Consider the following 23,222-nt stretch of genomic DNA (forward strand, 5'->3'; position numbering starts at 1 on the left):
ATGAAGGATGGAGCGTTTTATGAAAAGTATCAGCCTTTTTGTGGACAGAGATACGTATTTGACCAGGCTGCATCCCTTTGCCAAGATGCTTTACATCGTGGCGGCCATCAGTGTGCCCTTAATCACGGGCACACTGTGGATGTTCGGCGTGTTTATCGCAGTCAGCCTGGGACTGCTCATCAGCGGAAAAATCATTAAAAAGGTCTTTCCGCTGATCGCTTTTTCGTTTACCATCATCATCACGGTCTTCCTGATCCACGGCCTGTTCAACCGGGAGAATCAGAATGTCCTGGCGGCCTTAGGGCCGCTTAAGTTCTATAAGGAAGGGCTTCTCTACGCTTCCAGGATCGGGCTTAACATCTTAAACATGCTTTTGGCATTCGCCATGTTTGTGCTGACCACAAAGCCGGCTACGCTGGTGGATGATTTAGAGCAGGCGGGATTTTCCCCGCGCTTTGGATATATGATCAGCTCTGTCTTCCAGATCATCCCGCAGATGATGGGAACGATGAATACCATCATGGATGCACAGCGGAGCAGAGGGATGGAGACGGAAGGAAGCCTGTTCGTGCGGGCGAAGGCATTTATCCCGTTGATTTCACCGGTAGTGAGCAGTTCTCTCATCAATACCAGGGAGAGGGCCATCGCGCTGGAGGTGCGGGGCTTTGATTCGAAGACAAAGAAAACGTTTTTAAGCGATCATAAGATCAAGGGACGTGACCGGGCATTTATGGCTCTGATGGTCCTCCTGATCGCAGGTTCTATCGTATGGAGGGTGATAAGATGGCTCTGATTGAAGTGACAAATTTGAAATACCGTTACCCCCATACGGAAAAGCTGGCGCTGGACGGCCTTGATTTCCAGGTGGAAAAGGGCAGCTTTATCGGGATTGTCGGTGAAAACAAGGCTGGCAAGAGCACGCTCTGTCAGGCTCTCGTCGGCCTGGTCCCCACGATGTTCAAGGGGGCTTATGGCGGAAAGATCGTGATCGACGGGCAGGAAGCTGCCAAAACACCGGTGGCGCTGCTCTGTCAGAAGGTGGGACTGATCTTTCAGAATCCATTTAACCAGCTTTCCGGGGCGAAGGATACGGTATTTGGAGAAATTGCCTTCGGCCTGCAGAATTTAGGTGTGCCGCGGGAGGAGATCGTGCGCCGGGTGGAAGAGAATTTAAGGCTGCTCGACATCGAACAGTATCGCGACAGGAACCCCTTCGATTTATCGGGAGGACAAACGCAGAGAGTCGCTATTGCCAGTATTCTGGCCATGCAGCCAGAGATTATTGTGCTCGACGAACCGACCTCCCAGCTGGATCCCCAGGGAAGCGAGGAGGTGTTCCGGGTGGTGGATAAGCTGTCCAAAACCGGAATCACCATTATTATGGTGGAGCATAAGATGGAAAAACTGGCCTCCTACTGCGATAAAATCCTGCTTCTCCACGATGGGAAACAGATTGCGTACGATACGCCGGAGAAGATATTCTCCAGAGATGATTTGGAAGAACTGGGCGTGGAAGCGCCTGTGTTTACAAGAGTCTGCCGGAAGCTTTCCGTGTGCAGAAAAGAGGAGGGAAAGCGCCTTTATCCGGTGACGATGGAGCAGACCATGGCTTTGCGGGATCTATTTCCGGCGGGGCTAAGCGGAAAGAGAATGGGAGCAGAAAGGCTGGGCGGTGAAGCGGAAAGGATGCCTCATGAGATGGAAAGCCAGCCAGCTGCCGCTGACGGACTGCCTGGGGAAATCTTCCGCATAAAAGACCTGTCGTTCCACTATCTGGAGCATGTTCCGGTTATGGAAGGCCTTACTATGAAGCTGGATGCGAGACCCACCGCGGTGATCGGCCAGAACGGTGCCGGAAAGACGACGCTGGTCAAGCTGTTAAAGGGGCTGCTGAAGCCGGTTTCCGGTACGATCCTCTTTAGTAATGAGGATATATCGGAGCGAACGGTGGCACAGCTGGCCGGCAGTGTGGGGTATGTATTCCAGAATCCGGATGACCAGATCTTTAAAAACCGTGTGATGGACGAAGTCATGGTGGGCCCCCTTAATATCGGCATGAGCCGGGAGGCAGCGGAAAAGCGGGCAAGAGAAGCCCTTTCCATGGTAGGACTCTTAGATGCGGCGGAAGAAAATCCCTATGATCTGGATTTATCGGAGCGGAAGATGGTGGCAATCGCGTCTGTTGTGGCCATGGATACACAGGTTCTGATTCTGGATGAGCCGACCATTGCCCAGGATGCAAGAGGACGCGCAGTCATAGGATCGATTGTAAGAAAACTGAGTAATTCCGGAAAGTTTGTGCTGGCGATTCTTCATGATATGGATTTCGTGGCGGAGTATTTTGAGCGGGTCATCGTGATGGCACATGGAAAGGTGCTGGCCGATGGACCGAAGGAGTCCGTATTTTATGAGGCAGATGCCCTGGCGGCTGCAAAGCTGGAACAGCCCCACACGGCGGCCCTCTGCCGGAAACTGGGGTATGAGGGGGCATTTATGACAGTGAATGATATAAACGACAGAAAAGATGGGACTGCGGAACAGGAGTGATGGATCGAGTGGACGGAGATAAGAGAAGACAGCAGATCATGGAGATACTGAATCAGGAGACGTCTCCTGTGTCCGGAGCGGAGCTGGCGAAGCGGGCGGGAGTGAGCCGTCAGGTCGTGGTTCAGGATATCGCCCTTCTGCGGGCCGAGAATAAGGAGATCATGTCCACAAATAAGGGCTATGTTCTCTATAAACCCCAGCAGGGGGCGGGGAAGGCGCGCGTCCGTGTCTTCCGGGTGAATCACGACACGGAGCACATGCTGGACGAGCTTCAGACGATCGTGGATTACGGAGGAAGAATTCTGGACGTATCCATTGAACACGCACTTTACGGCCAGATCAGCGTGGATTTAATTATCAACAACCGGCTGGATGCGCTGGAATTCGTGAATCAGATGGCGATGAGCAGGGATCAGCCGTTAAAGGCCCTGACCGGCGGCTGCCATTACCACACGGTGGCCGCGGATTCGGAAAAGAATCTGGATATGATAGAGATGGATCTCCAAAGAAAGGGATATCTGGTCTAGACCGGATATCCCTTTTTGACGGCTGGCGGCAGCCTTCAGGCTATTCGCTGCAGAATACAATGATCTTTTCCGGCGTGGTCATGGCCGGGATACTGCGCGTGGTGGTACTGTAGAGTACCAACAGGTAGTGATTCGCCGGTGTGCCGTAGTAGATCTGTCCGTTGGCCATAAGTACTTCGGTCCCGCCCTTTTCCGACAGGTTTAATTTGAGAGTCGCATCTGAATTAACCAGATTTTCGTCAAAATAGTCGAAGGCGGCGAAGAGACCGTCATCCGTCTCTGCAATCAGAACTGCGTGATAGCGGGGCGGATAGATAAGAGGTGTGGGAACCGAATTGTCGTAGAACGCGACAATGGGGTCTCCGGGCTTTAACGTCTCCTGGCCTTCCACATAGGTGAGGGGGGTGACAGTAAAGGTAACAGGGCCGATATCCTGCGTCATGACGAAAAATAAAAGAGTGCAGTCCTGCGTGCTGTCTGCTGCCTGCATGGGGGTGATGGAGGTGATGGTTCCATAAACCGGTGTAAACTGTGCCATGTGATATTCCTTATGCATACACTTTTCTTTTTATAATATGAAATGGGACGGCAATGCGTGAAACGGAATAAATATGAAAAAATTTTAGGTTACAAAAATATTTAGAAAAATGCTAAAAATGGCGAAATGTGACTAAAATTTTGTCAGATATCGAATAAATTACAATGGACAGGTTGTGATAGGTTTAGTATAATGGAAGTGTCGCGTAAATATTTTCAGTCTTTTTGTGAGATGCGTGACAGCTGTATACGGATGAGAGGAGAATCAGACATGGAAAACAGCAGGTTTGCAGTGATCAGTGACAGCTCCTGTGATTTACCCGATGAGCTGACTGCAGCGAAGGAGATCACGGTGGTGCCGTTCTATGTTTCTTTTGACGGAGAAACCTATAAAAAAGAGGGAACGGAAATCGGCATTCGCGAATTTTACCGGGAGATGGTGGAACAGCCCGGTGTATATCCCAAATCTTCCATGCCGTCGATTCAGGATTATGTCGACGTATTTCAGCCGTTTGCACAGGCGCGTATTCCTGTTCTGTGTATCTGCATCACGACGAAATTCAGCGGTTCCATGCAGTCCGCGCTGAATGCAAAGGAAATGGTGCTGAGCCAGTATGAGGATGCGCAGATTGAAGTGATAGACGCAACCGTGAACACCGTACTTCAGGGACTGTTTGTGCTGGAGGCCGTCTCGATGAGAGAGGAAGGGATGACCCTTACGGAGGCTGCTGCGGCACTCGACGAGATCAAGGAGAGCGGCCGGATTTTCTTTACGATCGGAAGCATGGATTATCTGCAGCACGGCGGAAGAATCGGGAAAGTGGCCGGAGCCGCGGCTTCTGTGCTGGGGATCAGGCCCATCATTACCCTGAAGCAGGGAGAGATATTTCCAAGCGGAATATCGAGGAGCAGGAGAAAATCGATCGATAAGGTGATCGCTCTTTTGCTCGATTATTTGAAGGAAAACGGGCGGCCCATGAGCAGCTACCGGTTTACCATAGGCTTTGGCTATGACCGTGACGAGGCGGTTTTATTTAAGGAACAGGTGCTTGCAGCGCTCAGAACCGGGGGGTATGAGATGGAAGATGCCTGGATCAACCAGATTGGTGCGACGATTGCCGTTCACACGGGGCCGTATCCGCTGGGAATCGGAATTATCAGACGTCATAAAAAAGAAAGGCAGGGAGAATGAGTTATCTTGCAGCAGGCGTGATTGCTTTTGGTATGTTTTTACTCTATGATCTGAACAGCTTTACCTGGAAAAACCGCATTCTGCACACCTTTTTCCTGATCGGGAACGTGATTCTGCTGGCGTCTACGGCCGCCTGTTTCGTCACGCTGATCCGGGCGTACGGCGCGCCGGTCTGGAGAATTGTGATTTTTGGTGCGCTGGCCGTAAGCCAGGCAGCACTGCTGATCTACACACTGTTTTTTGCATTGCCGTTTGAGAAAACGTATACCAGGCTGGAAGAAAACCCGCCAGTGTACACAGAGGGCGTTTATTCCCTCTGCAGACACCCGGGGGTGGTGTGGTTTTTCTTTCTGTATCTCTTTCTTGCCCTTTTAACCGGGCAGAGACTGATGATGGCTGTGTGTATCTGTTACAGTGGGCTCAATGTTTTGTATGTCTGGTTTCAGGACCGGGTTACATTTAAGAAGACGCTTTCAGGCTATGAGGCGTATCAGAGGGAAACGCCATTTCTGATACCCAGCGGAAAGAGTATCCGCAAATGTGCCGGGTACTTCCGGACAATGGAGGAGGACGGGGATGAAATTTGAAGAAAAACTGAAGGAGCGTAAGGATTGGGAACTCTGGAAGGAATACTGCGGTTTTCTGGATTTAACCATAGATGAGTTTATGGCGATTCAGAACCGACTTATGCTGGAACAGATTCGTAAATGGAGGACCAGCGGGATCGGTAAGACGATTTTGAAGGGCCGGAATCCGGAGACGATCGAAGAGTTCCGGAAAATGGTGCCATTAACCTCTTATGAAGACTATGCAGACAGCCTGTCCTTAAAGGACAAATCCATACTTCCGGACGATCCTGTGGTCTGGATTCAGACGACATGGGAGGGTGGAAGGCATACGATTAAGCTGGCGCCCTATACGCGGAGCATGCTGGAGACGTACCAGAATAACATGCTTGGCTGCCTGATGCTGTCCACCAGCAGCGGGCGGGGAGACTTCGATGTCAATCCGAAGGATACCATTCTCTACGCGCTTGCACCACTTCCCTATGCGACGGGAATCTTCCCTCTGCTTCTCAACGATGCGATCAGCATCGAATTTCTTCCACCGGTCAAGGAAGCCCAGAAGATGTCGTTCAGCGAACGGAATAAAAAGGGCTTTAAAATGGGCTTAAAGAAAGGGATTGACTTCTTCTTTGGCGTCGGAAGCGTCACGTATTACGTCAGTCTCAGCATCGCGTCTCTCGGTTCCGGACATAAAAGCGGAAGCGGTTCGGGAGGCGGAGACGGAAAAAAGAAGATTTCCATCAGTCCGGCTATGGTGGTCCGGCTGCTTAAGGCGAAGCATCTGTGCAGGAAAGAGGGGAGAGACTTACTTCCAAAGGATTTGTTCCGTCTGAAGGGCTTTATGTGCGCCGGAACGGACAACCGACTCTACCGCGACGATTTGGAGAAGCTGTGGGGCGTGCGCCCCATGGAGATATTTGCCGGAACGGAGCCGACGTGTATCGGAACGGAGATTTGGAGCCGGGATGGCATGTACTTTTTCCCGGATGCCTGCTTTTATGAGTTTATCCCGGAAAAGGAGATGGAGCGGAGTCTGGCGGATTCATCTTATGAACCGCGCACCTGCCTCATGAATGAGGTGGAGGAGGGCGAGAAGTACGAACTTGTGATCTCGGTGCTGAAAGGCGGCGTCTTCATGCGTTACCGTGTGGGGGATGTCTATCGCTGTATCGCCCTGGAAAATGAGCGGGATCAGGTCCGATTCCCCAGATTCGAATACATAGACCGGATTCCAACGGTGATCGATATTGCCGGATTTACGAGAATCACGGAGAATTCCATCGGCCGCGTCATCGGCCTGTCCGGACTGAAGGTGAAGGACTGGGCGGCGGCCAAGGAGATTACGGAGAATAAGCGGCCATATCTGCACATGTATGTGGAGATGGAGCCGGAGTGCCTGTTTTCATCTGCTGTAACCGTCAACATATTAAAGGAGCACATGGGAGTCTATTTCAAATACGTCGACGAGGACTATAAGGACTTGAAGAAGATACTTGGAATCGACCCTCTGGAGATCACGATTCTGCGGTGCGGTACGTTTGATACGTATTACCGCGGGGGTAAGGAGAAGATGCGGCGGATCAATCCCACCCAGTATGAGATCGGAGAACTTTTAAAGAGTCAGGAACTGGTTTCCGCTTTTGGAAGGAGGCCTGAGAGAAGTGTATAACTACTCATTTATCTCCGTGACGGCTCTGTTTTGCTACATGATCTTATTTGTGGCGTTCATGGCTGCGCAGAAGACGAAAATCATCCACTCATTTCTGGTAGTGCTGGCCGCATTTTTACTGTGGACAGGCGGATCCCTTGCCATGCGTATGGAGTTGTGGCCTGGTGTGGAATTCTGGTTCCATTTTTCCATAGTGGGCCTGATTATTCTGCCCTTTACATTTTTTAACTTTATCTACGCGCTGGTGGATTCGGATGACACCATCCTGTGGTGGTCGTGGCTCATATTGGCAGTCGTCAACAATGTGGCCAACATCAAATGGGGCTTCTATATTCCGTGCCCGGAAGTGATAAGACTGGTTAACGGATCAGCCGGATTCGTGTACCATATCGGCTGGCCCATTATTATCCTGTTTATCACCATGTCTTTTCCGATCATCCATATGTTTTACCTGGTGCATAAGTCGTACAGGAAGAACACGGTGGAACGAAATCAGCTGAAGCCGATCTTTGCGGGTATCGTAATTCTGTTTATCGGCCATGCGGGAACTCTGGTGCCGGTGTTCCGCGGATTCCCGACAGATGTCCTTTCAGGCATCATTAATGCGGGATTCATGTTCTATGCATTATATAAAAAGCATTTATTCCGGCTGACGCTCCTGGTTTCCAGGGGGGTGGTCTACGGAATCAGCACGTTGCTGGTGGCACTGCTGTTTGCCAATTACATTAATCCGCTTCAGGAGTTTATTCAGAGAAACATGCCGGTATTTGCGAAAAGCAGTCTGCTGATTGTAGCGGTGTGCTTCGCGCTGGTTACATTCTTACTGTCGTCGGTGGTGAAGACATTTATCGATATTCTGTTTACTAAGGGGGAACTGGTCCAGACGGAGAATTTAAAGAAATTCAGCACAGCAGTGTCAAAGAGCCTTGAGGTGGCAGATATCGTGGAGGAGATCTCGACGGTTATCCAGGAGACGCTGGCGGTAGAGACTATCTATATCTGCCTGGCCGACCAGGCGGGAGAGAATTATGAGACGGCGCACAGGTCCCGTCCTATCAGCGGCGTAAACATTACCATACGGGGGGACAACCCGATGGTGGAGTGGATGCGCCAGAACAGGCGGTGTATCCAGATATCGGAATTCCGCAGGACCGTGCTTTTTAAGTCCATGTGGGAGGAGGAGAAGCAGCTGATCCGGGAACTGGGAATTCAGTGCATGCTTCCGCTGCAGGACGAGGAAAGCCTCGCTGGAATCGTGCTTCTGGCCTCCAAAAAGAAGGGGAAATCTTACGGCTACGATGATTTGAATTTCCTGGAATCAGTCAGTTCCATCGCGTCTATCGCGGTCCGCAACTCCAGGCTGTATGAGAAGGCCTGCATGGAGGCCCGGACGGATGAGCTGACCGGACTTTTAAATCGGAAGTATTTCTATGAGCTTTTGAATCAGCAGTATGAGAAGAAGCCGAACAAGGAGCTGGCCCTGATCATCATCAACATCGATGACTTTAAGCTGTATAACCAGCTCTACGGCATGAAGGAGGGGGACGCTGCCCTTCAGAATGCGGCGAAGATTATCAGCGCCACGGTGGGAGAGCGCGGCTATGTGGCACGCTACAGCGGAAAGGAATTTGCGGCAGCGCTACCTGATTTCGATGTGCTGGCGGCCAGGAATATCGCGGAATCCATACGGATGCAGATTTTAAATATGAACAAGAGGGCCACGGATTACGCCCTGAAGGTGCTGACTGTGAGCTGCGGGATCTGTACCATCCCATATTCAGCCAGCAACATTAAGCAGCTGGTGGAGAATGCGGACATGGCTGTGTTTTCCGTGAAGCGGAAGGGGAAAAACGGCGTCATGGTCTATGACATCGGATCCCACATCGACGGAAATGCAAAGGGCGGTGAACCACTGGTGAGAGAGGATGTCTATACCTCGTACCAGTCCACCATCTATGCGCTGACTGCGGCCATCGACGCCAAGGACCACTATACCTTCAGCCATTCCAGGCATGTGGCGGAGTACGCGGGGATTCTGGCGAAAGAGTACGGCATGAGTGAAGACTTCATCGAGCTGGTGAGGGAGGCCGGGCTTCTTCATGATATCGGAAAGATCGGGATTCCGGAACATATTTTAAACAAGCCCGGAAGGCTGGAGCCGGAGGAGTATGAGACCATGAAGGGCCATGTGGAAGCGGCCATCGGCATCATCCGTAACCTGCCGTCTCTGGACTACGTAATACCGGCCGTTATCGGCCACCATGAGCGGTATGACGGCAAGGGCTACCCAAGGGGAATCGCGGGAGAAGATATACCGCTCTCCGCAAGAATTCTCTGCATTGCGGATTCCTTTGACGCCATGGTGTCGAAAAGGTCCTACAAGGACTGCTGCTCCCTGGAATTTGCCATGGAGGAGATCTTAAAACAGGCCGGAAGGCAGTTTGATCCGCAGCTGGCACCGTTGTTTGTGGAGGCGGTCCGGAAGGGGAAAATCAAACCGGAAGAGGAATAAAAGGTGGCTTCGCGCACAGAAAGGTTCTTCCCCGCCTCCGGGTGCGTCCCGGCACAGGAGGAGTTGATATCCCGTGTCCGCCTTGCTTCCTACTCGCCATAAAAATGAACGTGACTGGCGGACACATAATGCGTGTGTTCGCCAGTCACGTTCATTTTTATGACTAGTGCCTCCCGGCGTAAATATGTCGGTATATAGTGCCTGATATCCGCGTCAGGTGTGCGTCTGCGAAGCGACGGCGTAGTGGGCGCTACGACTAGCTTCGCAGGCGTGCACCTGGCGTGGAGAGCGGGTGCTATATGCTGGCGTATTTACGTCGGGAGGCACTGGTATCCAGATGGCGGCACACTGGGATATCAACTCCCCCTGTGCCGGGACGCACCCGGAGGCGGGGAAGAACCTTTCTGTGCGCGAAGCTTTGAATTTAGAAAAAGCGAAAAGCGAAAAGCGAAAAACGAAAAGCGAAAAACGAAAAATGAAAAGCGATGAGCGAAAAACAAAAAAGTAAAAGTTGGAAGCGGGGGATTGAAAATAAAATTTGTTTTTATATGAGAGAGGATCGTAATAAAAATGTCATAAAATCTTATCAGAAAAGGGTTGGACATCATGCATGGCCATGCGTTATAATAAACACATTAACTAATTGCTAGTAAAGAGGTAGGAATTAAATGGAAAGAGAAAAACCACGCAGCAGAAAGAAAAAGCGGCTGGGCGTAAAGTTCTGGGCAGCTGTCTGCGGCGGTATCGCCGTGGCGGCGGCCGCCACGGTTACCGTGCTGTACATACAGACGGGAAAGCAGTATCGTACTGTGTTTTTCCCAAATACGACTATTAACGGCATCGATGCATCGAAGAAGACTGTGGATGAAGTGAAGCAGCTGATCGCTTCGGGCATCGACGGATATACGTTGACCATCAAAGAGCGGGGCGGCGCAGAGGAAGTGATATCGGGCGATGAAATCGGCCTGGAATCGGTGTTTGACGGCAGCCTTGAGAGGCTTCTGGAGGAACAGGAGCCCAACGACTGGTTCCGCCATCGGAAGGCGACTCAGACTTTTGAGATCGATACTATGATCCAGTTTAGTGATGAGAAGCTTACGGGCGTGGTGGATGCGCTGAACTGCTTTGATGAGGCGCAGGTGGTGAAACCACAGGATGCGGTGATGTCAGAGTATGTGTCAGGCCAGGGATATAGTGTGATTCCTGCGGTAGAGGGCAGCGAACTGGATAGAGAGAAGGTGATGGCCGGTATCGCGGAGGCGGTAAATGGCTTACAGAGAGAGCTGTCCCTGGAGGAACTGGATGCCTACGTGAAGCCGGGAGTTCCCAGTGACGATGCAGATCTCCTCGCCCGCGTACAGGCGCTTAACAAATTTGTGAATGTCAGAGTGACTTATACCTTTGGAGACAGCCGGGAGGTGCTGAGCGGCGACACCATCAAGGACTGGATCGGCATCGGAGACGACGGAAACGCCTATGTCAGCAGCGGGGCGGTCACGGAGTATGTAAAGAGCCTGGCGTCCAAATATGACACCTATAATAAAGCGAAGACCCTCAATACCTCCTATGGAAAGACCGTAAGGATTACGGGAGGAAGCTATGGCTGGAGAATCGACCAGTCTGCGGAGGCGGATGAACTGGCGGCCATAATCCGTTCAGGCGAGAGTCAGACTAGAGAACCGGTCTACAAGCAGAAGGCGGTCAGCCATGGGGCCAATGACTATGGCAGCACCTATGTGGAGATCAACTTGACGGCGCAGCACCTTTTCTATTATAAGGACGGCAGTCTTGTGGTGGAATCTGACTTTGTGTCGGGCAATGAAGCTAAGGGCTGGGCGACTCCGGCGGGAGTTTATCCCCTGACCTATAAGCAGAAGGACGCGGTTTTAAAGGGCGAAGATTATAAGACGCCGGTGGATTACTGGATGCCGTTTAACGGCGGGATCGGTCTCCATGATGCGACATGGCGTTCCAGCTTTGGAGGTACGCTGTATAAGAACGGCGGATCTCACGGCTGTGTCAACCTGCCGCATTCCGTAGCACAGAAGATATTTGAGAACATCTCGGCGGGTACTCCGGTACTCTGTTACCATCTGGAGGGAACCGAGTCGAAGACCACCTCAACACCGGCGGGCAAGCCAATACAGCCGACGACCGCGGCGCCGGAGACAACGGCGGCCACCACTCCGGCGGCTACTACCCCGGCGGCTACGACGGCGTCTCCCGAGACCACAGCCCCGTCTGAGGCTCCTGCGCCCAAGCCGACAGAGAGCCAGACGGCTGCCCCTACAAAGGCCCCGGAGACGGAAGCTTCGACTACGGCGTCTTCACCAGAGAGCGGAGAGAAGGGACCTGGAGTTCCAACTGGGAGTTCAGGAAATAAAGAGATTGGACCGGGCGTCTCATGACGTCTTGCGGAAGATACGACAATGGGATTTATGCTGTGAAAACTGTCAGAGTATGAAGAATGGACCATAGCACGAATGTGCTTGATTATTCGTGCGGCGGTCCATTCTTTCGGTAATCCGGCATTTGTATCGGAGGTCATGATCTGCGGGAAAAACAGGTCATGATGCAGATATGGCAGGTAATCACAAGGATTGCCTGCCATTTTAGAAAATCGGTATCTTTTTGTATTATTCCCACTCAATCGTAGCCGTAGGCTTCGGACTCAGATCATAGCACACACGGTTTACATTCTTCACTTCTTTTAAGATCCTGTCTGTAATCTTTAACAGCACGGCGTAGTCGATCTGTTCAATCGATGCGCTCATGGCGTCGATGGTGTTGACGGCGCGGAGGATGACCGGATAATCGAAGCATCTGGCATTGTCGCGGACGCCGACGGATTTGAAATCAGGCACGACGGTGAAATACTGCCATACGGTCTTGTCCAGTCCGGCATTGGCAAATTCTTCGCGCAGGATGGCGTCGGATTCGCGGACTGCTTCCAGACGTTCTTTTGTGATGGCTCCGAGACAGCGCACGCCCAGACCAGGACCCGGGAACGGCTGGCGGTATACCATCTCTGCTGGAAGTCCCAGTTCTACGCCGCAGGCGCGGACTTCATCCTTAAACAGCTGACGCAGCGGTTCTACCAGTTGGAACTGTAAATCTTCCGGGAGACCGCCTACGTTGTGATGGGATTTGACCATCTTCGCCGTCTTGGTTCCGCTCTCCACGATATCGGGATAGATCGTTCCCTGTGCCAGGAATTCGATTCCCTCCAGTTTTCTGGCTTCTTCCTCGAAAACGCGGATAAATTCCGCACCGATAATCTTTCTTTTCTGCTCCGGATCGGCAACACCGGCCAGCTTGCCAAGGAAACGATCGACAGCGTCCACGTAGACTAAATTAGCGTCAAGCTGATGCTTGAATACGTCGATAACGGACTCAGACTCTCCCTTGCGCATCAGGCCGTGATTGACATGGACGCAGGTGAGCTGTTTGCCGATGGCCTTGATTAAAAGGGCGGCCACAACAGAGCTGTCCACACCGCCGGAGAGTGCAAGAAGAACCTTCTTATCGCCTACCTGGCTGCGGATCAGTTCTACCTGGTCGGCGATGAAATTCGTCATGTTCCAGTTGGCCTGCGCATGGCAGGTGTCACATACAAATTCTCTTACCAGTGATACTCTTGTCTCTTCGTCCTCTGGCCATTCGGTTACGCTGTTCTCACAGGATGCCGGTTCGTGGCCGGCGGCCATGACTGGATAACCCGCCTCGTAGATCTCCGGCAGTACGTCGATCCGCACGCCGTCCACGATATGGTTAGGTCCTCCGTTTATGATCACGCCCTTGACATTGGGAAGTTTTTTGAGCTCTTCCGCGGTAATGTCATGGGGATAAATTTCGCTGTAGACGCCGACCGCACGGATTTCCCGCGCCAGCCTTGTATTATCTGTACTTCCCAAATCCAGAATGACTATCATATCCTGTTTCATAAGTGCCTCCTTTGACCTTCTCTGATGTATTCCTTTTCATAACATAACTTGTTATTCTGTGATTGTAATTCTGTAATTGCAACCCTGTAATATAGTGTAGCAGAAAATGAATCGAAGGTAAATGAATTTTTCATGATTTTGGCAGACTTTCAGTAGACAAATGCAGAAATTAGCCGTATAGTATATGATAAATTGTTGCGATTGCAACAGTTGAAACTGCAAGTGAAGAGATGGAGGCAGACATGTTTCGAAGATTCTACGGTTACATGAAGGATTACCGGAAATACGGGCTTTTCAGCTGTGCCTGTGTGGCGCTGGAGGTTATGTTCGAACTGGTGATTCCGCTCGTCATGGCGGATATCATTGACGTCGGCGTGGCAAATGGAGACAGAAGGTATATTATTACAAAGGGAATCGAGATGTGCATACTGGCGCTTATGGCGCTGGGACTTGGCGCCGCGTATTCCAGATTTGCGGCGCTGTGCGGCCAGGGGCTGGGAGCGGAGCTTCGGAAGGCGGAATATCAGAAGATCCAGAGCTTCTCTTTTTCCAATACAGATCATTTCACCACATCGTCTCTCGTTACGAGGCTTACCAGCGATGTGACGGTAATTCAGAACGCGGTGACTACCGGCCTCCGGCCTATTGTGCGTGCACCTGTGATGATGGTGACGGCTCTCTGTCTGTCATTTTCCATCAATGCCAGGCTGGCGCTGATCTTCCTGGTGGCGGCTCCGCTTCTGGGGATTATCCTGTTTCTCATCATCAGCCATGTGAGGCCTCTATACTCCCGGCTGCAGAAGAGCATCGACCTGGTCAACCGGATCGTGCAGGAGAATTTAACGGCGGTCCGCGTGGTCAAGGCCTATGTCAGGGAAGGCCACGAGATGGAGAAATTCGACGCGGTCAACTCGGAACTGCAGACCGTGTCAGAGAGGGCCTTCGGCCTTGCATGTATGAATATGCCCGCCATGCAGTACGTGATGTATGCGACCATCGTGTCCATTCTGTGGTTCGGCGGCAATCTGATTTTTATCGGAGGAATGCAGGTGGGGGAACTCACCGGATTCTTAAGCTATGTGCTTCAGGTCCTCAATTCCCTGATGATGATCTCCAATGTCTTCATGATGGTGACCCGGTCCATGGCCTCCGGAAAACGTATTCTGGAAGTCCTGGATGAGGAAATTGAGATTCAGGATGAGAGCAGAGAATCACTTACCGTGGAAGAAGGCGGAATTACCTTCGATCACGTGTCATTTAAATATAAGAAGAACGCGAAGGAGTACGTCCTGTCCGATGTCAGTCTCGACATCAAACCGGGGCAGACGGTGGGGATTATCGGCGGCACCGGTTCTGCCAAGACGACGCTGGTCCAGCTGATTCCGAGGCTTTATGAAGCCACGGAGGGGGAAGTACTCATCGATGGAAAGCCGGTGAAAGCGTATCCGCTGGAGCATCTGCGGGACGCGGTAGCTGTGGTATTGCAGAAGAACACTCTGTTTACCGGGACGATTGAAGATAATCTGCGATGGGGAAAAGAGGATGCCACGAAAGAGGAGATCGCGTGGGCGTGTGATATCGCCGGGGCGGCCGAGTTCGTGGAACGTTTCCCGGAGGGTTATGATACGTATCTCGATCAGGGCGGCGTAAACTTATCGGGAGGCCAGAAGCAGCGTCTCTGTATCGCAAGGGCTGTCTTAAAGCGGCCGAAGATCCTGATTCTCGACGATTCTACCAGCGCCGTGGACACGGCTACTGAGGCGGGAATCCGGAGCGGTCTTAAGGAGAGCCTTCCTGACATGACGAAGATCATCATAGCCCAGCGGATCACCTCCGTCTCGGGAGCAGACCAGATCATTATCATGGACGACGGAAAGGTACACGCATCAGGCAGTCACGAGGAGCTGCTGGCGACAGATCCCATTTACCAGGAAATCTATTATTCTCAGCAGGAAGGGGTGGGCTTATAATGGCGAAATACATCGGTTACAAGAAACCGAGGAACACGAAAAGGACGCTGCTGCGGCTCATTTCCTATATGGGAAGACATAAAATTTCCATGTTTGTCGTGGGAATACTGGTGATTGTCAGCAGCCTTGCCAGCGTATTCGGTACGTATATGCTGAAGCCGATTATCAACCAGTACATCATCCCGAAGGATATTCCGGGACTCGTGAAGGCACTGCTCTTTATGGGGATCCTGTATGCGGTGGGAGCATCGGCCACGCTGGGGTATAACCGGCTGATGGTGAAAACGTCACAGAAGATCGTAAAGGAGATACGAAAGGATCTTTTCAATCACACACAGACGCTGCCGCTGGCGTATTTTGACGCCCATACTCATGGAGAGCTGATGAGCCATTTCACCAACGATGTGGATACGATCGCCGAGGCGCTGAACAACAGCTTCACACTGCTGATCCAGAGCTTTATCACGACGGTCGGCACCATGGTGATGATCGTGATCTTAAGCTTCCGGCTGTCGCTTATCGTGCTGGGCTGTATGGCGCTCATGTTCCTGTTTATCCGGTTCAATGGGAAACGGAGCCGGAAATATTTCATGGAACAGCAGAAGTATTTGGGCGAGATCAACGGATTTATCGAGGAGATGGTGGCAGGACAGAAGGTGGAGAAGGTCTTCAACCATGAGAAGAAGGATTTTGAAGAATTCTGCAGGAGAAATGAGCGGCTTCGTCAGGCGTCCACCAATGCGATGGCGTATTCCGGCCTGATGGTGCCGGTAGTCGTCAGTATTTCCTATTTAAACTATGCTGTGTCGGCCTGCGTGGGCGGTTTATTCGCACTGGCAGGACTCATGGACATCGGAAGCCTGGCTTCCTACCTGGTCTATGTCCGGCAGAGCGCCATGCCGATCAATCAATGCACCCAGCAGGTGAATTTCATCCTGGCCGCATTGTCCGGCGCGGAGCGCATCTTTGAAATGATGGACGAAGAGCCGGAGGTGGATGAGGGAACCGTGACACTGTGCCGTGTGGAGGAGAAGCCGGATGGCAGCCTCTGCGAATGCAGCCGGAAGAGCGGCCTCTGGGCCTGGAAGATGCCGGATAAAGAAGGAAGAGACAACACCCTTATCCCCTTGACGGGCGACGTTCGTTTTGAGCATGTGGTGTTCGGCTACAATTATAAGAAAAAGATTCTTGATGACATCAGCCTCTTTGCCAAGCCGGGGCAGAAGATCGCATTTGTGGGTTCCACGGGAGCCGGGAAGACGACCATTATCAATCTGATCAACCGGTTTTATGAGATTTCAGGCGGCGTGATCACCTATGACGGAATCGACATCACAAAGATCCGGAAGGCGGACCTGCGCCGCTCCCTGGGGTTTGTCCTCCAGGATACCCACTTATTTACCGGGACCATCGAGGAGAATATCCGCTACGGAAACCTGGAAGCGGTAGAGGAGGAAGTGATCAATGCGGCGAAGATCGCCAATGCGCATTCCTTTATCCGGCGTCTGCCCGAGGGGTACCAGACGGTTCTGGAAAGCGACGGCGCGAATTTGTCCCAGGGCCAGAGGCAGCTTCTGGCCATCGCCCGGGCCGCGGTGGCTTCTCCGCCTGTGCTGGTACTGGATGAGGCGACCAGCTCTATCGACACGAGGACGGAGCACCTGATTGAGAAGGGCATGGACGCGCTGATGGAAGACAGAACGGTGTTCGTCATCGCACACCGTCTTTCCACGGTGCGTAATTCCAAGGCCATCATGGTCCTGGAGCACGGGAAGATCATGGAGCGCGGAAGCCACGAGGAGCTGTTGGAACAGGGCGGACGGTATTACCGGCTCTATACGGGCCAGTTTGAACTGGAATGAGCACGTCCCTTTGTCCGTTTCCGCCAACCGCCAGAGCGGACCGGACGGCGGGAACGGACAAAGGGCTGTGAACTGTAATTGTTTTACATGGATTTTACAAAAAAATATGGATAAAATCTTGAAATCCGGCGAGAAAAAAGGCATAATAAGTGGCGTTGGATTGTGATCGATAAGAAAGGCGGTAACAGAGAAAATGGACCGAAAGCAGGAGGTCAGGGACTTAATGTTCCGTACCGAGATGGCCAGGAAGAGGCGGATTCATCCGGTATGGACCGATATGGGGCTGATCGCGGGGCAGCCCCGGGTGTTAAGCCAGCTGTTCATCAAAGATAAAATCACACAGAAAGAGCTTGCAGAGGCGTGCTGTATCGAGCCGGCCACGCTGTCACGTGCGCTGGACCGTCTGGAAGCCATGGGATATATTATCAGAAACGACAATCCGCAGTGCCGTCGTTCCTTCTTAATTTCCCTGACAGAGGCTGGGAAGAAGATGGCGGTAAAGGTAAAAGAGACCTTCGAGGGACTGGAGGAAGAGATGATGGAAGGCATTTCCGACGAAGAGATGGACACGATCATCTCCCTGGTCTCCAGAATTTACGATAATCTGCGAAACGAAGAAGAAAACGGAGGCATTTAAAGTATGGGAGTAATAAAAAAGGAAACATTTGTGCCCATGGCCTTCTTCAAGAAAGAGGCCTACACAGGCAGCTTTAAGGGAATGCGTTACCGCGTAGTAAAAGCCGAAGACCAGTTCGAGGCAGTCGTCTACCCGGAACCCTACTGTTTTGAGGCAACCCCGGACGAGAACAAGGTAAAGAACACCTTCCCCTTTACCGAAGAAGGCAGAGAATCCGTCGTAAACTGGTTAAACGACCAATACGACTCCCGTAAATCAGAATGGGACTCCGCCGCCCGTTATTGAGAATAGAGGCAGTAGAACACGCTGTCTCTTTTTCCCCCTATAAAGCCAGTACACAGCCCCAGTGATTGCGGAGAGGGCGAAGGAGGCCGGGGAGGAGGAGCGTACAGCTTCCTTTTCCGAGGTTCGCAGGAACTTAAGCGGGAATGCAGGAAAAAGGGGTGGCGAAAGTTGGCCTCAAAGCCAACTTTCGAGTGCACATGGAGGAGAAGTCCTTCAGGAGTTCTCCGGAATTTGCGCGATCCGCCCCTTTTTCCTGCATTCCCGCTTTAGTTCCTGCCACCGAGGAAACAAGAAGCTGTACGCTCCTCCTCCCCGGCCTCCTTCGCCCTCTCCGCAATCACTGGGGCGTAGCACAAAATTCTCATTCCCCCTTTCCTATTTCTCCCAAATATGATATGATACCATATTATTGGGACTATTTATATGGAGGAAACAAGATGGAAGAAAACAGAGAAGTATTAGAAACTGCGGAAAAAGAAGAGGTTGTTTCTAAAAACTTTATCGAGCAGGAGATAGATAAGGATCTGGCAGAGGGCGTTTATAATCATGTTCAGACCAGATTCCCACCGGAACCAAACGGATATCTGCATATCGGACATGCAAAGTCCATTCTTTTAAACTATGGACTGGCTAAGAAGTATGGCGGACAGTTTAACCTTCGTTTTGACGATACGAATCCGACGAAAGAGAAGACGGAATTCGTGGAGTCCATTATGGAGGATGTGAAGTGGCTGGGCGCTGATTTTGAGGACAGGCTGTTTTTTGCCTCCAATTATTTCGAGCAGATGTATGAGTGCGCGGTCTTCTTAATTAAGAAGGGCAAAGCATTTGTCTGTGATTTAACCGCGGATGAGATTCGTGAATACCGCGGCGATTTTAAGACGCCGGGTAAGGAAAGCCCTTACCGGAACCGGAGCATTGAAGAGAACTTAAAGCTCTTTGAGGAGATGAAGGAAGGAAAGTATCAGGACGGAGAAAAGGTGCTCCGCGCCAAGATCGATATGGCTTCCCCGAATATCAACATGCGTGATCCGGTTATCTACCGGGTGGCCCGTATGAGCCATCACAACACAGGCGATAAGTGGTGCATCTATCCGATGTATGATTTCGCCCATCCGATCGAGGATGCAGTGGAGCACATCACACATTCGATCTGTACGCTGGAATTTGAGGATCACAGACCGCTGTATGACTGGGTGGTGAGAGAATGTGAATTTGAGAATCCGCCGCGCCAGATTGAGTTTGCCAAGCTGTATTTGACGAACGTGGTAACCGGTAAGCGCTATATCAAGAAGCTGGTGGAAGACAGGATTGTGGACGGCTGGGATGACCCGCGTCTCGTATCCATCGCCGCTCTGAGAAGAAGAGGCTACACGCCGGAAGCCATCCGCATGTTTGTGGACCTGGTAGGTGTGTCCAAGGCGAACAGCTCCGTGGATTACGCCATGCTGGAATACTGTATCCGCGAGGACTTAAAGCTGAAGAAGCCGAGAATGATGGCTATTTTAGATCCGGTGAAGCTGGTAATCGATAACTATCCGGAAGACACGATAGAATATCTGGACGCTCCTAACAATTTAGAGAATCCGGAGCTGGGAGAGAGAAAACTGCCCTTTGGAAAAGAACTCTACATCGAGCGGGAAGATTTCATGGAAGAGCCGGTTAAAAAGTATTTCCGTCTGTTCCCGGGCAACGAGGTCCGTCTGATGAACGCCTATTTCGTGACCTGTACCGGATGCGAGAAGGATGAGAACGGCAATGTAACCGTGGTTCACTGTACGTACGACCCGGAGACGAAGAGCGGTTCCGGATTTACAGCCAGAAAGGTAAAGGGAACCATCCACTGGGTAGCCGCCAAGACTGCCGTTACAGTAGAGTGCCGTCTCTATGAGAACATCGTGGATGAGGAAAAGGGCAAGTTAAATGAGGACGGAAGTCTGAACCTGAACCCGAATTCTCTTACTATTATAAAGAACTGCTATGTGGAACCGGCACTGGCCGAGGCGAAGCCGTACGACAGCTACCAGTTTGTGAGAAATGGCTTTTTCTGTGCCGACTGCAAGGACAGCACTCCGGAGCATCTGGTATTTAACCGGATCGTGTCCCTAAAGAGTTCCTTTAAGATTGCGAAATAAAGGTTTCGCCGGAATTTACAGAATAGCAGGGCTGTGAAGCGAATAAGATAGAACAGAGTGTTTGAAATAATGATACTATATTGATAAACAGGCAATTAGAAATGCCGCGGGGGATATGATGTTTGACCTGGCCGGACCGTACTGCGGTGACGGGCTGGAATAACCTGATCCCGCGGCACTTTTTATACCTGCGATATGCTTTACCAGTACGCTGGCGTGTGTCCGAACACCAGTCTTAAGGAGGCGGAGACGTGGAACTGATGATCCCTCTGGACAGCCATTCAGAGATGCCTTATTATGAACAGATATACGAATATATCAGAGAAGAGATTAAAAAGGGGAATTTAAAGTCCTCCGCCCGTATTCCCTCGACCCGTCTTCTGGCGGAGCATTTAAAGGTCAGCAGGAGCACGACGCAGATGGCCTATGAGCAGCTGCTGTCGGAAGGGTATATCGAATCGGTACCGTGCAAAGGATACTTTGTGTCGCGTATCGAGGAGTTGGTGGTCACGGGGCAGGAGAACGGGGGAGAAAGCCCGTTTTTCGGTACGTATCCGTGGGAAGTACCGGGGGACAGTCACCCGGCGGCGGCCGGAGAGGCGGAATACAAGGTGGATTTCTCACCGCGCGGCGTCGATCTGGACAGTTTCCCCTTTAATACATGGAGAAAGATCACGAAGATTACGCTGGTGGACGACAACAAGGAGATGTTTGCGACCGGAGATCCCCAGGGGGAGCCGGCATTTCGTGAGGCGATCCGGGGCTATCTCCATTCGGCCAGAGGCGTGAACTGCACTGCGGAGCAGATCGTCGTCGGTGCGGGAACGGAATACTTATTGATGCTGCTTTCCCGTATTCTGGGGCCGGATCATACCATAGCCATGGAAAATCCCACATACAAGCAGGCGTACCGCGTCTTTAAGAGCCTGGGCTATCCGGTAGTACCCGTGGAGATGGATGGCTCCGGTCTGGAGACTTCCCTGCTTGAGAGAAGCGGGGCGGATATCGCCTATGTGATGCCGTCTCATCAGTATCCGACCGGAATTGTGATGCCGGTAAAACGGCGGCAGGAGCTGCTCTCCTGGGCCTGCAAAAAAGAGGGACGGTATCTGATCGAGGATGATTACGACAGTGAATTCCGCTATAAGGGAAAACCGATTCCGGCCCTGCAGGGAATGGATGGAAGGGAACGGGTTATTTACAGCGGAACATTTTCAAAGTCCGTAGCACCGGCTATCCGTGTAAGCTATCTGGTGCTGCCGAAACCGCTGCTGGCGGTCTACCGGGAGCGGGTGAATTTTTATACATCCACGGTTTCGAGAATCGACCAGAATATCCTGTACCAGTTTATGATGGGCGGCTATTATGAGCGCCATTTAAACCGGATGCGGGCCGTGTATAAGGCGAAGCACGATACGCTGATCGGGGCGCTGAAGCCATTTGAAAAACAATTTACGATAAAAGGAGAGTATGCGGGCCTCCATCTGCTTCTGACCGATAAGAAAAACAGGACGGAGGAGTGGCTGGTAGAGTCTGCGAAACAGGCGGGGGTAAAGGTTTACGGCCTGTCTTCCTATCTGATCAGGGAGGGGAAGGCCGTGGTGGTGCCTACTGTAATCCTGGGGTATGCGATGCTCAGTGAAGATGCGATTAAAGAGGGAATCCGGCTGCTTAAGACAGCCTGGTCATCAGATGGAGAACAGGAGGAGTAGTTTATGAAGAATAATAGGGACTTTCCGCTAAGGACCGCCGGAGCTGCCGCCGTGATTGCGGTTTTGCTGCTTGTTTTAAGCATTCTTGGAAATGTCCGGATATCCGGTTACTTAAAGGCCAGCATGGAGGAATCCATCCATCAGGTCGAAAGTGAGATAGCCAGCAAAGAGGTACAGGAATCCATCGAGGAATCGAAGATGGAAGAGACCGCGGTCCACGAGATCGCGCTCACTTATACAGAGGAACAGCTCTTAAATCTGCTGGAGGGGAAGATGCACGCCAATGATTTGGAGGGCGCAGCGAGAGTACTGAACGAGAATGATACGGCATTTCAGGATTTGTTTTTTGAAAAGCTGGCGGATGAGACGTGTCTGTATATCCCGGTGAACGACAGTGAGGGGGGCCTTCCGCATTCTTCGACGGTGGACGCCCAGGGGGATGATCCGCATACCGGCGGCGTGATGAAGGATGAGGCGGATGGCCACGGCCTCGTATTTCAGCGCGCGGGAACCATATTCTACGGCGATTTTAAGGACGGAAAGCCATCGGGCCAGTGTGTGGCCCTTCAGGCGATTACGCTGGACGAGGGCGTCCGCTACGATTATTCCGTCGGTACGTGGACGGATGGCGTCATGAACGGCGCCGGAGAGTGTGGATACGATTACTATGAAGGCGTGACCGGAGACGGGGCGAAAAAGACGGTGAAGAAAGGAAACTTTGCAGACGATCTGATGGAGGGAGAGATTACCTATACCAGCGTCAACGGAAATGGGGAATCGACTTCGTGGACCATGACAGTGGAAAATGGGGTGATCGTTCCGGACGCAAGGTGGATTTCCGACACCTCCGATGATGGAACGCCTGTCTTTCGGCTGATGGCCGATACGGACGATGTCCACGCCTATGTGGTGGAGGCCGATGCCATGGAGGAAGTGCGCTGGAAGAATATGATTGAGTGGGGAGAGTAGCGGAAGAACTATGAGCCGCGAAAAATGCAGCATTAGTATAACGTATCATAAGTCCTTGTGCATATAGCACCCGCTATCCACACAAGGACTTACAATACGTTATACTAGTACCGCCGGACCTAAATACGTACTGCATAGCACCCGCTATCTACGCCAGG

At 51.8% G+C, this 23,222-nt stretch carries 17 protein-coding genes; 15 read left to right on the forward strand and 2 right to left on the reverse strand.

Translation table 11 applies throughout. The features are described 5' to 3' along the window. The first annotated feature begins 19 nt into the window (after positions 1 to 19). Genes DFR60_RS25925 through DFR60_RS25935 form a run of 3 tightly spaced genes read left to right on the forward strand, consistent with a single transcriptional unit; the run spans position 20 to position 3,074 of the window. Entirely contained in the window at positions 20 to 793 is a 774-nt protein-coding gene (locus tag DFR60_RS25925; protein ID WP_110325706.1) for an energy-coupling factor transporter transmembrane component T family protein, read from the forward strand. Further along, positions 784 to 2,547, forward strand: coding sequence for an ABC transporter ATP-binding protein (locus tag DFR60_RS25930; RefSeq protein ID WP_110325708.1), 1,764 nt, complete (start codon positions 784 to 786; stop codon positions 2,545 to 2,547). Before DFR60_RS25925 ends, DFR60_RS25930 begins: the two co-directional genes overlap by 10 nt. Further along, positions 2,547 to 3,074: a transcription repressor NadR gene (locus tag DFR60_RS25935; RefSeq protein ID WP_110325709.1), complete on the forward strand. Its 528-nt coding sequence runs from the start codon at positions 2,547 to 2,549 to the stop codon at positions 3,072 to 3,074. Before DFR60_RS25930 ends, DFR60_RS25935 begins: the two co-directional genes overlap by 1 nt. Before the next feature lie 40 nt (positions 3,075 to 3,114). Here DFR60_RS25935 and DFR60_RS25940 read toward each other — a convergent pair whose 3' ends face one another. Next, complete coding sequence (locus tag DFR60_RS25940; RefSeq protein ID WP_110325790.1) at positions 3,115 to 3,612, reverse strand: hypothetical protein; 498 nt, start codon at positions 3,610 to 3,612, stop codon at positions 3,115 to 3,117. Between the two features lie 270 nt (positions 3,613 to 3,882). Between DFR60_RS25940 and DFR60_RS25945 the strand changes: the two genes are divergently transcribed. The 5 genes from DFR60_RS25945 to DFR60_RS25970 all read left to right on the forward strand — a co-directional run bounded on the left by DFR60_RS25945 (position 3,883) and on the right by DFR60_RS25970 (position 11,958). Next, positions 3,883 to 4,803: a DegV family protein gene (locus tag DFR60_RS25945; protein WP_110325711.1), complete on the forward strand. Its 921-nt coding sequence runs from the start codon at positions 3,883 to 3,885 to the stop codon at positions 4,801 to 4,803. Continuing rightward, positions 4,800 to 5,390, forward strand: coding sequence for a hypothetical protein (locus DFR60_RS25950; protein ID WP_110325713.1), 591 nt, complete (start codon positions 4,800 to 4,802; stop codon positions 5,388 to 5,390). The genes DFR60_RS25945 and DFR60_RS25950 overlap by 4 nt, the downstream gene beginning before the upstream one ends. Next, entirely contained in the window at positions 5,380 to 7,038 is a 1,659-nt protein-coding gene (locus DFR60_RS25955; RefSeq protein WP_110325715.1) for a GH3 family acyl-acid amido synthetase, read from the forward strand. Before DFR60_RS25950 ends, DFR60_RS25955 begins: the two co-directional genes overlap by 11 nt. Continuing rightward, complete coding sequence (locus DFR60_RS25960; protein WP_167437738.1) at positions 7,031 to 9,550, forward strand: histidine kinase N-terminal 7TM domain-containing diguanylate cyclase/phosphohydrolase; 2,520 nt, start codon at positions 7,031 to 7,033, stop codon at positions 9,548 to 9,550. The genes DFR60_RS25955 and DFR60_RS25960 overlap by 8 nt, the downstream gene beginning before the upstream one ends. Positions 9,551 to 10,218: 668 nt before the next feature. Next, positions 10,219 to 11,958, forward strand: a complete 1,740-nt coding sequence (locus DFR60_RS25970; RefSeq protein WP_110325717.1) for a L,D-transpeptidase family protein — start codon at positions 10,219 to 10,221, stop codon at positions 11,956 to 11,958. A 228-nt stretch (positions 11,959 to 12,186) separates the two neighbouring features. Here the strand turns inward: DFR60_RS25970 and guaA are convergent, their stop codons facing one another. Further along, a complete protein-coding gene (gene guaA / locus DFR60_RS25975; protein ID WP_110325719.1) occupies positions 12,187 to 13,494 on the reverse strand; it encodes a glutamine-hydrolyzing GMP synthase in 1,308 nt (435 codons plus the stop codon). Between the two features lie 242 nt (positions 13,495 to 13,736). On the opposite strand from guaA, the gene DFR60_RS25980 reads away from it, so the two are divergent. From DFR60_RS25980 to DFR60_RS26010, 7 genes are all read left to right on the forward strand, one after another. Further along, on the forward strand, positions 13,737 to 15,464 hold the full coding sequence (locus tag DFR60_RS25980) for an ABC transporter ATP-binding protein (protein ID WP_110325721.1): 1,728 nt from the start codon (positions 13,737 to 13,739) through the stop codon (positions 15,462 to 15,464). Beyond that, positions 15,464 to 17,326 carry an ABC transporter ATP-binding protein gene (locus DFR60_RS25985; RefSeq protein WP_110325723.1) on the forward strand — a complete coding sequence of 621 codons (1,863 nt, stop codon included), beginning with the start codon at positions 15,464 to 15,466 and terminating at the stop codon, positions 17,324 to 17,326. Before DFR60_RS25980 ends, DFR60_RS25985 begins: the two co-directional genes overlap by 1 nt. A gap of 193 nt (positions 17,327 to 17,519) precedes the next feature. Further along, entirely contained in the window at positions 17,520 to 17,963 is a 444-nt protein-coding gene (locus DFR60_RS25990) for a MarR family winged helix-turn-helix transcriptional regulator (protein ID WP_110325725.1), read from the forward strand. A 3-nt stretch (positions 17,964 to 17,966) separates the two neighbouring features. Continuing rightward, a complete protein-coding gene (locus tag DFR60_RS25995; RefSeq protein WP_110325727.1) occupies positions 17,967 to 18,248 on the forward strand; it encodes a GNAT family acetyltransferase in 282 nt (93 codons plus the stop codon). 437 nt (positions 18,249 to 18,685) lie between these two features. Continuing rightward, positions 18,686 to 20,383 (forward strand): glutamine--tRNA ligase/YqeY domain fusion protein, encoded by a 1,698-nt coding sequence (locus DFR60_RS26000; protein ID WP_110325729.1) that lies wholly within the window; start codon positions 18,686 to 18,688, stop codon positions 20,381 to 20,383. A 251-nt stretch (positions 20,384 to 20,634) separates the two neighbouring features. After that, complete coding sequence (gene pdxR / locus DFR60_RS26005) at positions 20,635 to 22,095, forward strand: MocR-like pyridoxine biosynthesis transcription factor PdxR (RefSeq protein ID WP_110325732.1); 1,461 nt, start codon at positions 20,635 to 20,637, stop codon at positions 22,093 to 22,095. Positions 22,096 to 22,098: 3 nt separating this feature from the next. Beyond that, entirely contained in the window at positions 22,099 to 23,064 is a 966-nt protein-coding gene (locus tag DFR60_RS26010) for an MORN repeat-containing protein (RefSeq protein ID WP_110325734.1), read from the forward strand. The last annotated feature ends 158 nt before the right edge of the window (positions 23,065 to 23,222 follow it).

Origin of the sequence: Hungatella effluvii (assembly GCF_003201875.1) — a bacterium.
GTDB classification, from domain to species: domain Bacteria; phylum Bacillota; class Clostridia; order Lachnospirales; family Lachnospiraceae; genus Hungatella; species Hungatella effluvii.

Bases quoted from the DNA above. Each gene is read 5' to 3' on its own strand.
- DFR60_RS25925 (WP_110325706.1), top strand. From the start codon at position 20: ATGAAAAGTATCAGCCTTTTTGTGGACAGAGATACGTATTTGACCAGG.
- DFR60_RS25930 (WP_110325708.1), top strand. From the start codon at position 784: ATGGCTCTGATTGAAGTGACAAATTTGAAATACCGTTACCCCCATACG.
- DFR60_RS25935 (WP_110325709.1), top strand. From the start codon at position 2,547: ATGGATCGAGTGGACGGAGATAAGAGAAGACAGCAGATCATGGAGATA.
- DFR60_RS25940 (WP_110325790.1), bottom strand. From the start codon at position 3,612: ATGGCACAGTTTACACCGGTTTATGGAACCATCACCTCCATCACCCCC.
- DFR60_RS25945 (WP_110325711.1), top strand. From the start codon at position 3,883: ATGGAAAACAGCAGGTTTGCAGTGATCAGTGACAGCTCCTGTGATTTA.
- DFR60_RS25950 (WP_110325713.1), top strand. From the start codon at position 4,800: ATGAGTTATCTTGCAGCAGGCGTGATTGCTTTTGGTATGTTTTTACTC.
- DFR60_RS25955 (WP_110325715.1), top strand. From the start codon at position 5,380: ATGAAATTTGAAGAAAAACTGAAGGAGCGTAAGGATTGGGAACTCTGG.
- DFR60_RS25970 (WP_110325717.1), top strand. From the start codon at position 10,219: ATGGAAAGAGAAAAACCACGCAGCAGAAAGAAAAAGCGGCTGGGCGTA.
- guaA (WP_110325719.1), bottom strand. From the start codon at position 13,494: ATGAAACAGGATATGATAGTCATTCTGGATTTGGGAAGTACAGATAAT.
- DFR60_RS25980 (WP_110325721.1), top strand. From the start codon at position 13,737: ATGTTTCGAAGATTCTACGGTTACATGAAGGATTACCGGAAATACGGG.
- DFR60_RS25985 (WP_110325723.1), top strand. From the start codon at position 15,464: ATGGCGAAATACATCGGTTACAAGAAACCGAGGAACACGAAAAGGACG.
- DFR60_RS25990 (WP_110325725.1), top strand. From the start codon at position 17,520: ATGGACCGAAAGCAGGAGGTCAGGGACTTAATGTTCCGTACCGAGATG.
- DFR60_RS25995 (WP_110325727.1), top strand. From the start codon at position 17,967: ATGGGAGTAATAAAAAAGGAAACATTTGTGCCCATGGCCTTCTTCAAG.
- DFR60_RS26000 (WP_110325729.1), top strand. From the start codon at position 18,686: ATGGAAGAAAACAGAGAAGTATTAGAAACTGCGGAAAAAGAAGAGGTT.
- DFR60_RS26010 (WP_110325734.1), top strand. From the start codon at position 22,099: ATGAAGAATAATAGGGACTTTCCGCTAAGGACCGCCGGAGCTGCCGCC.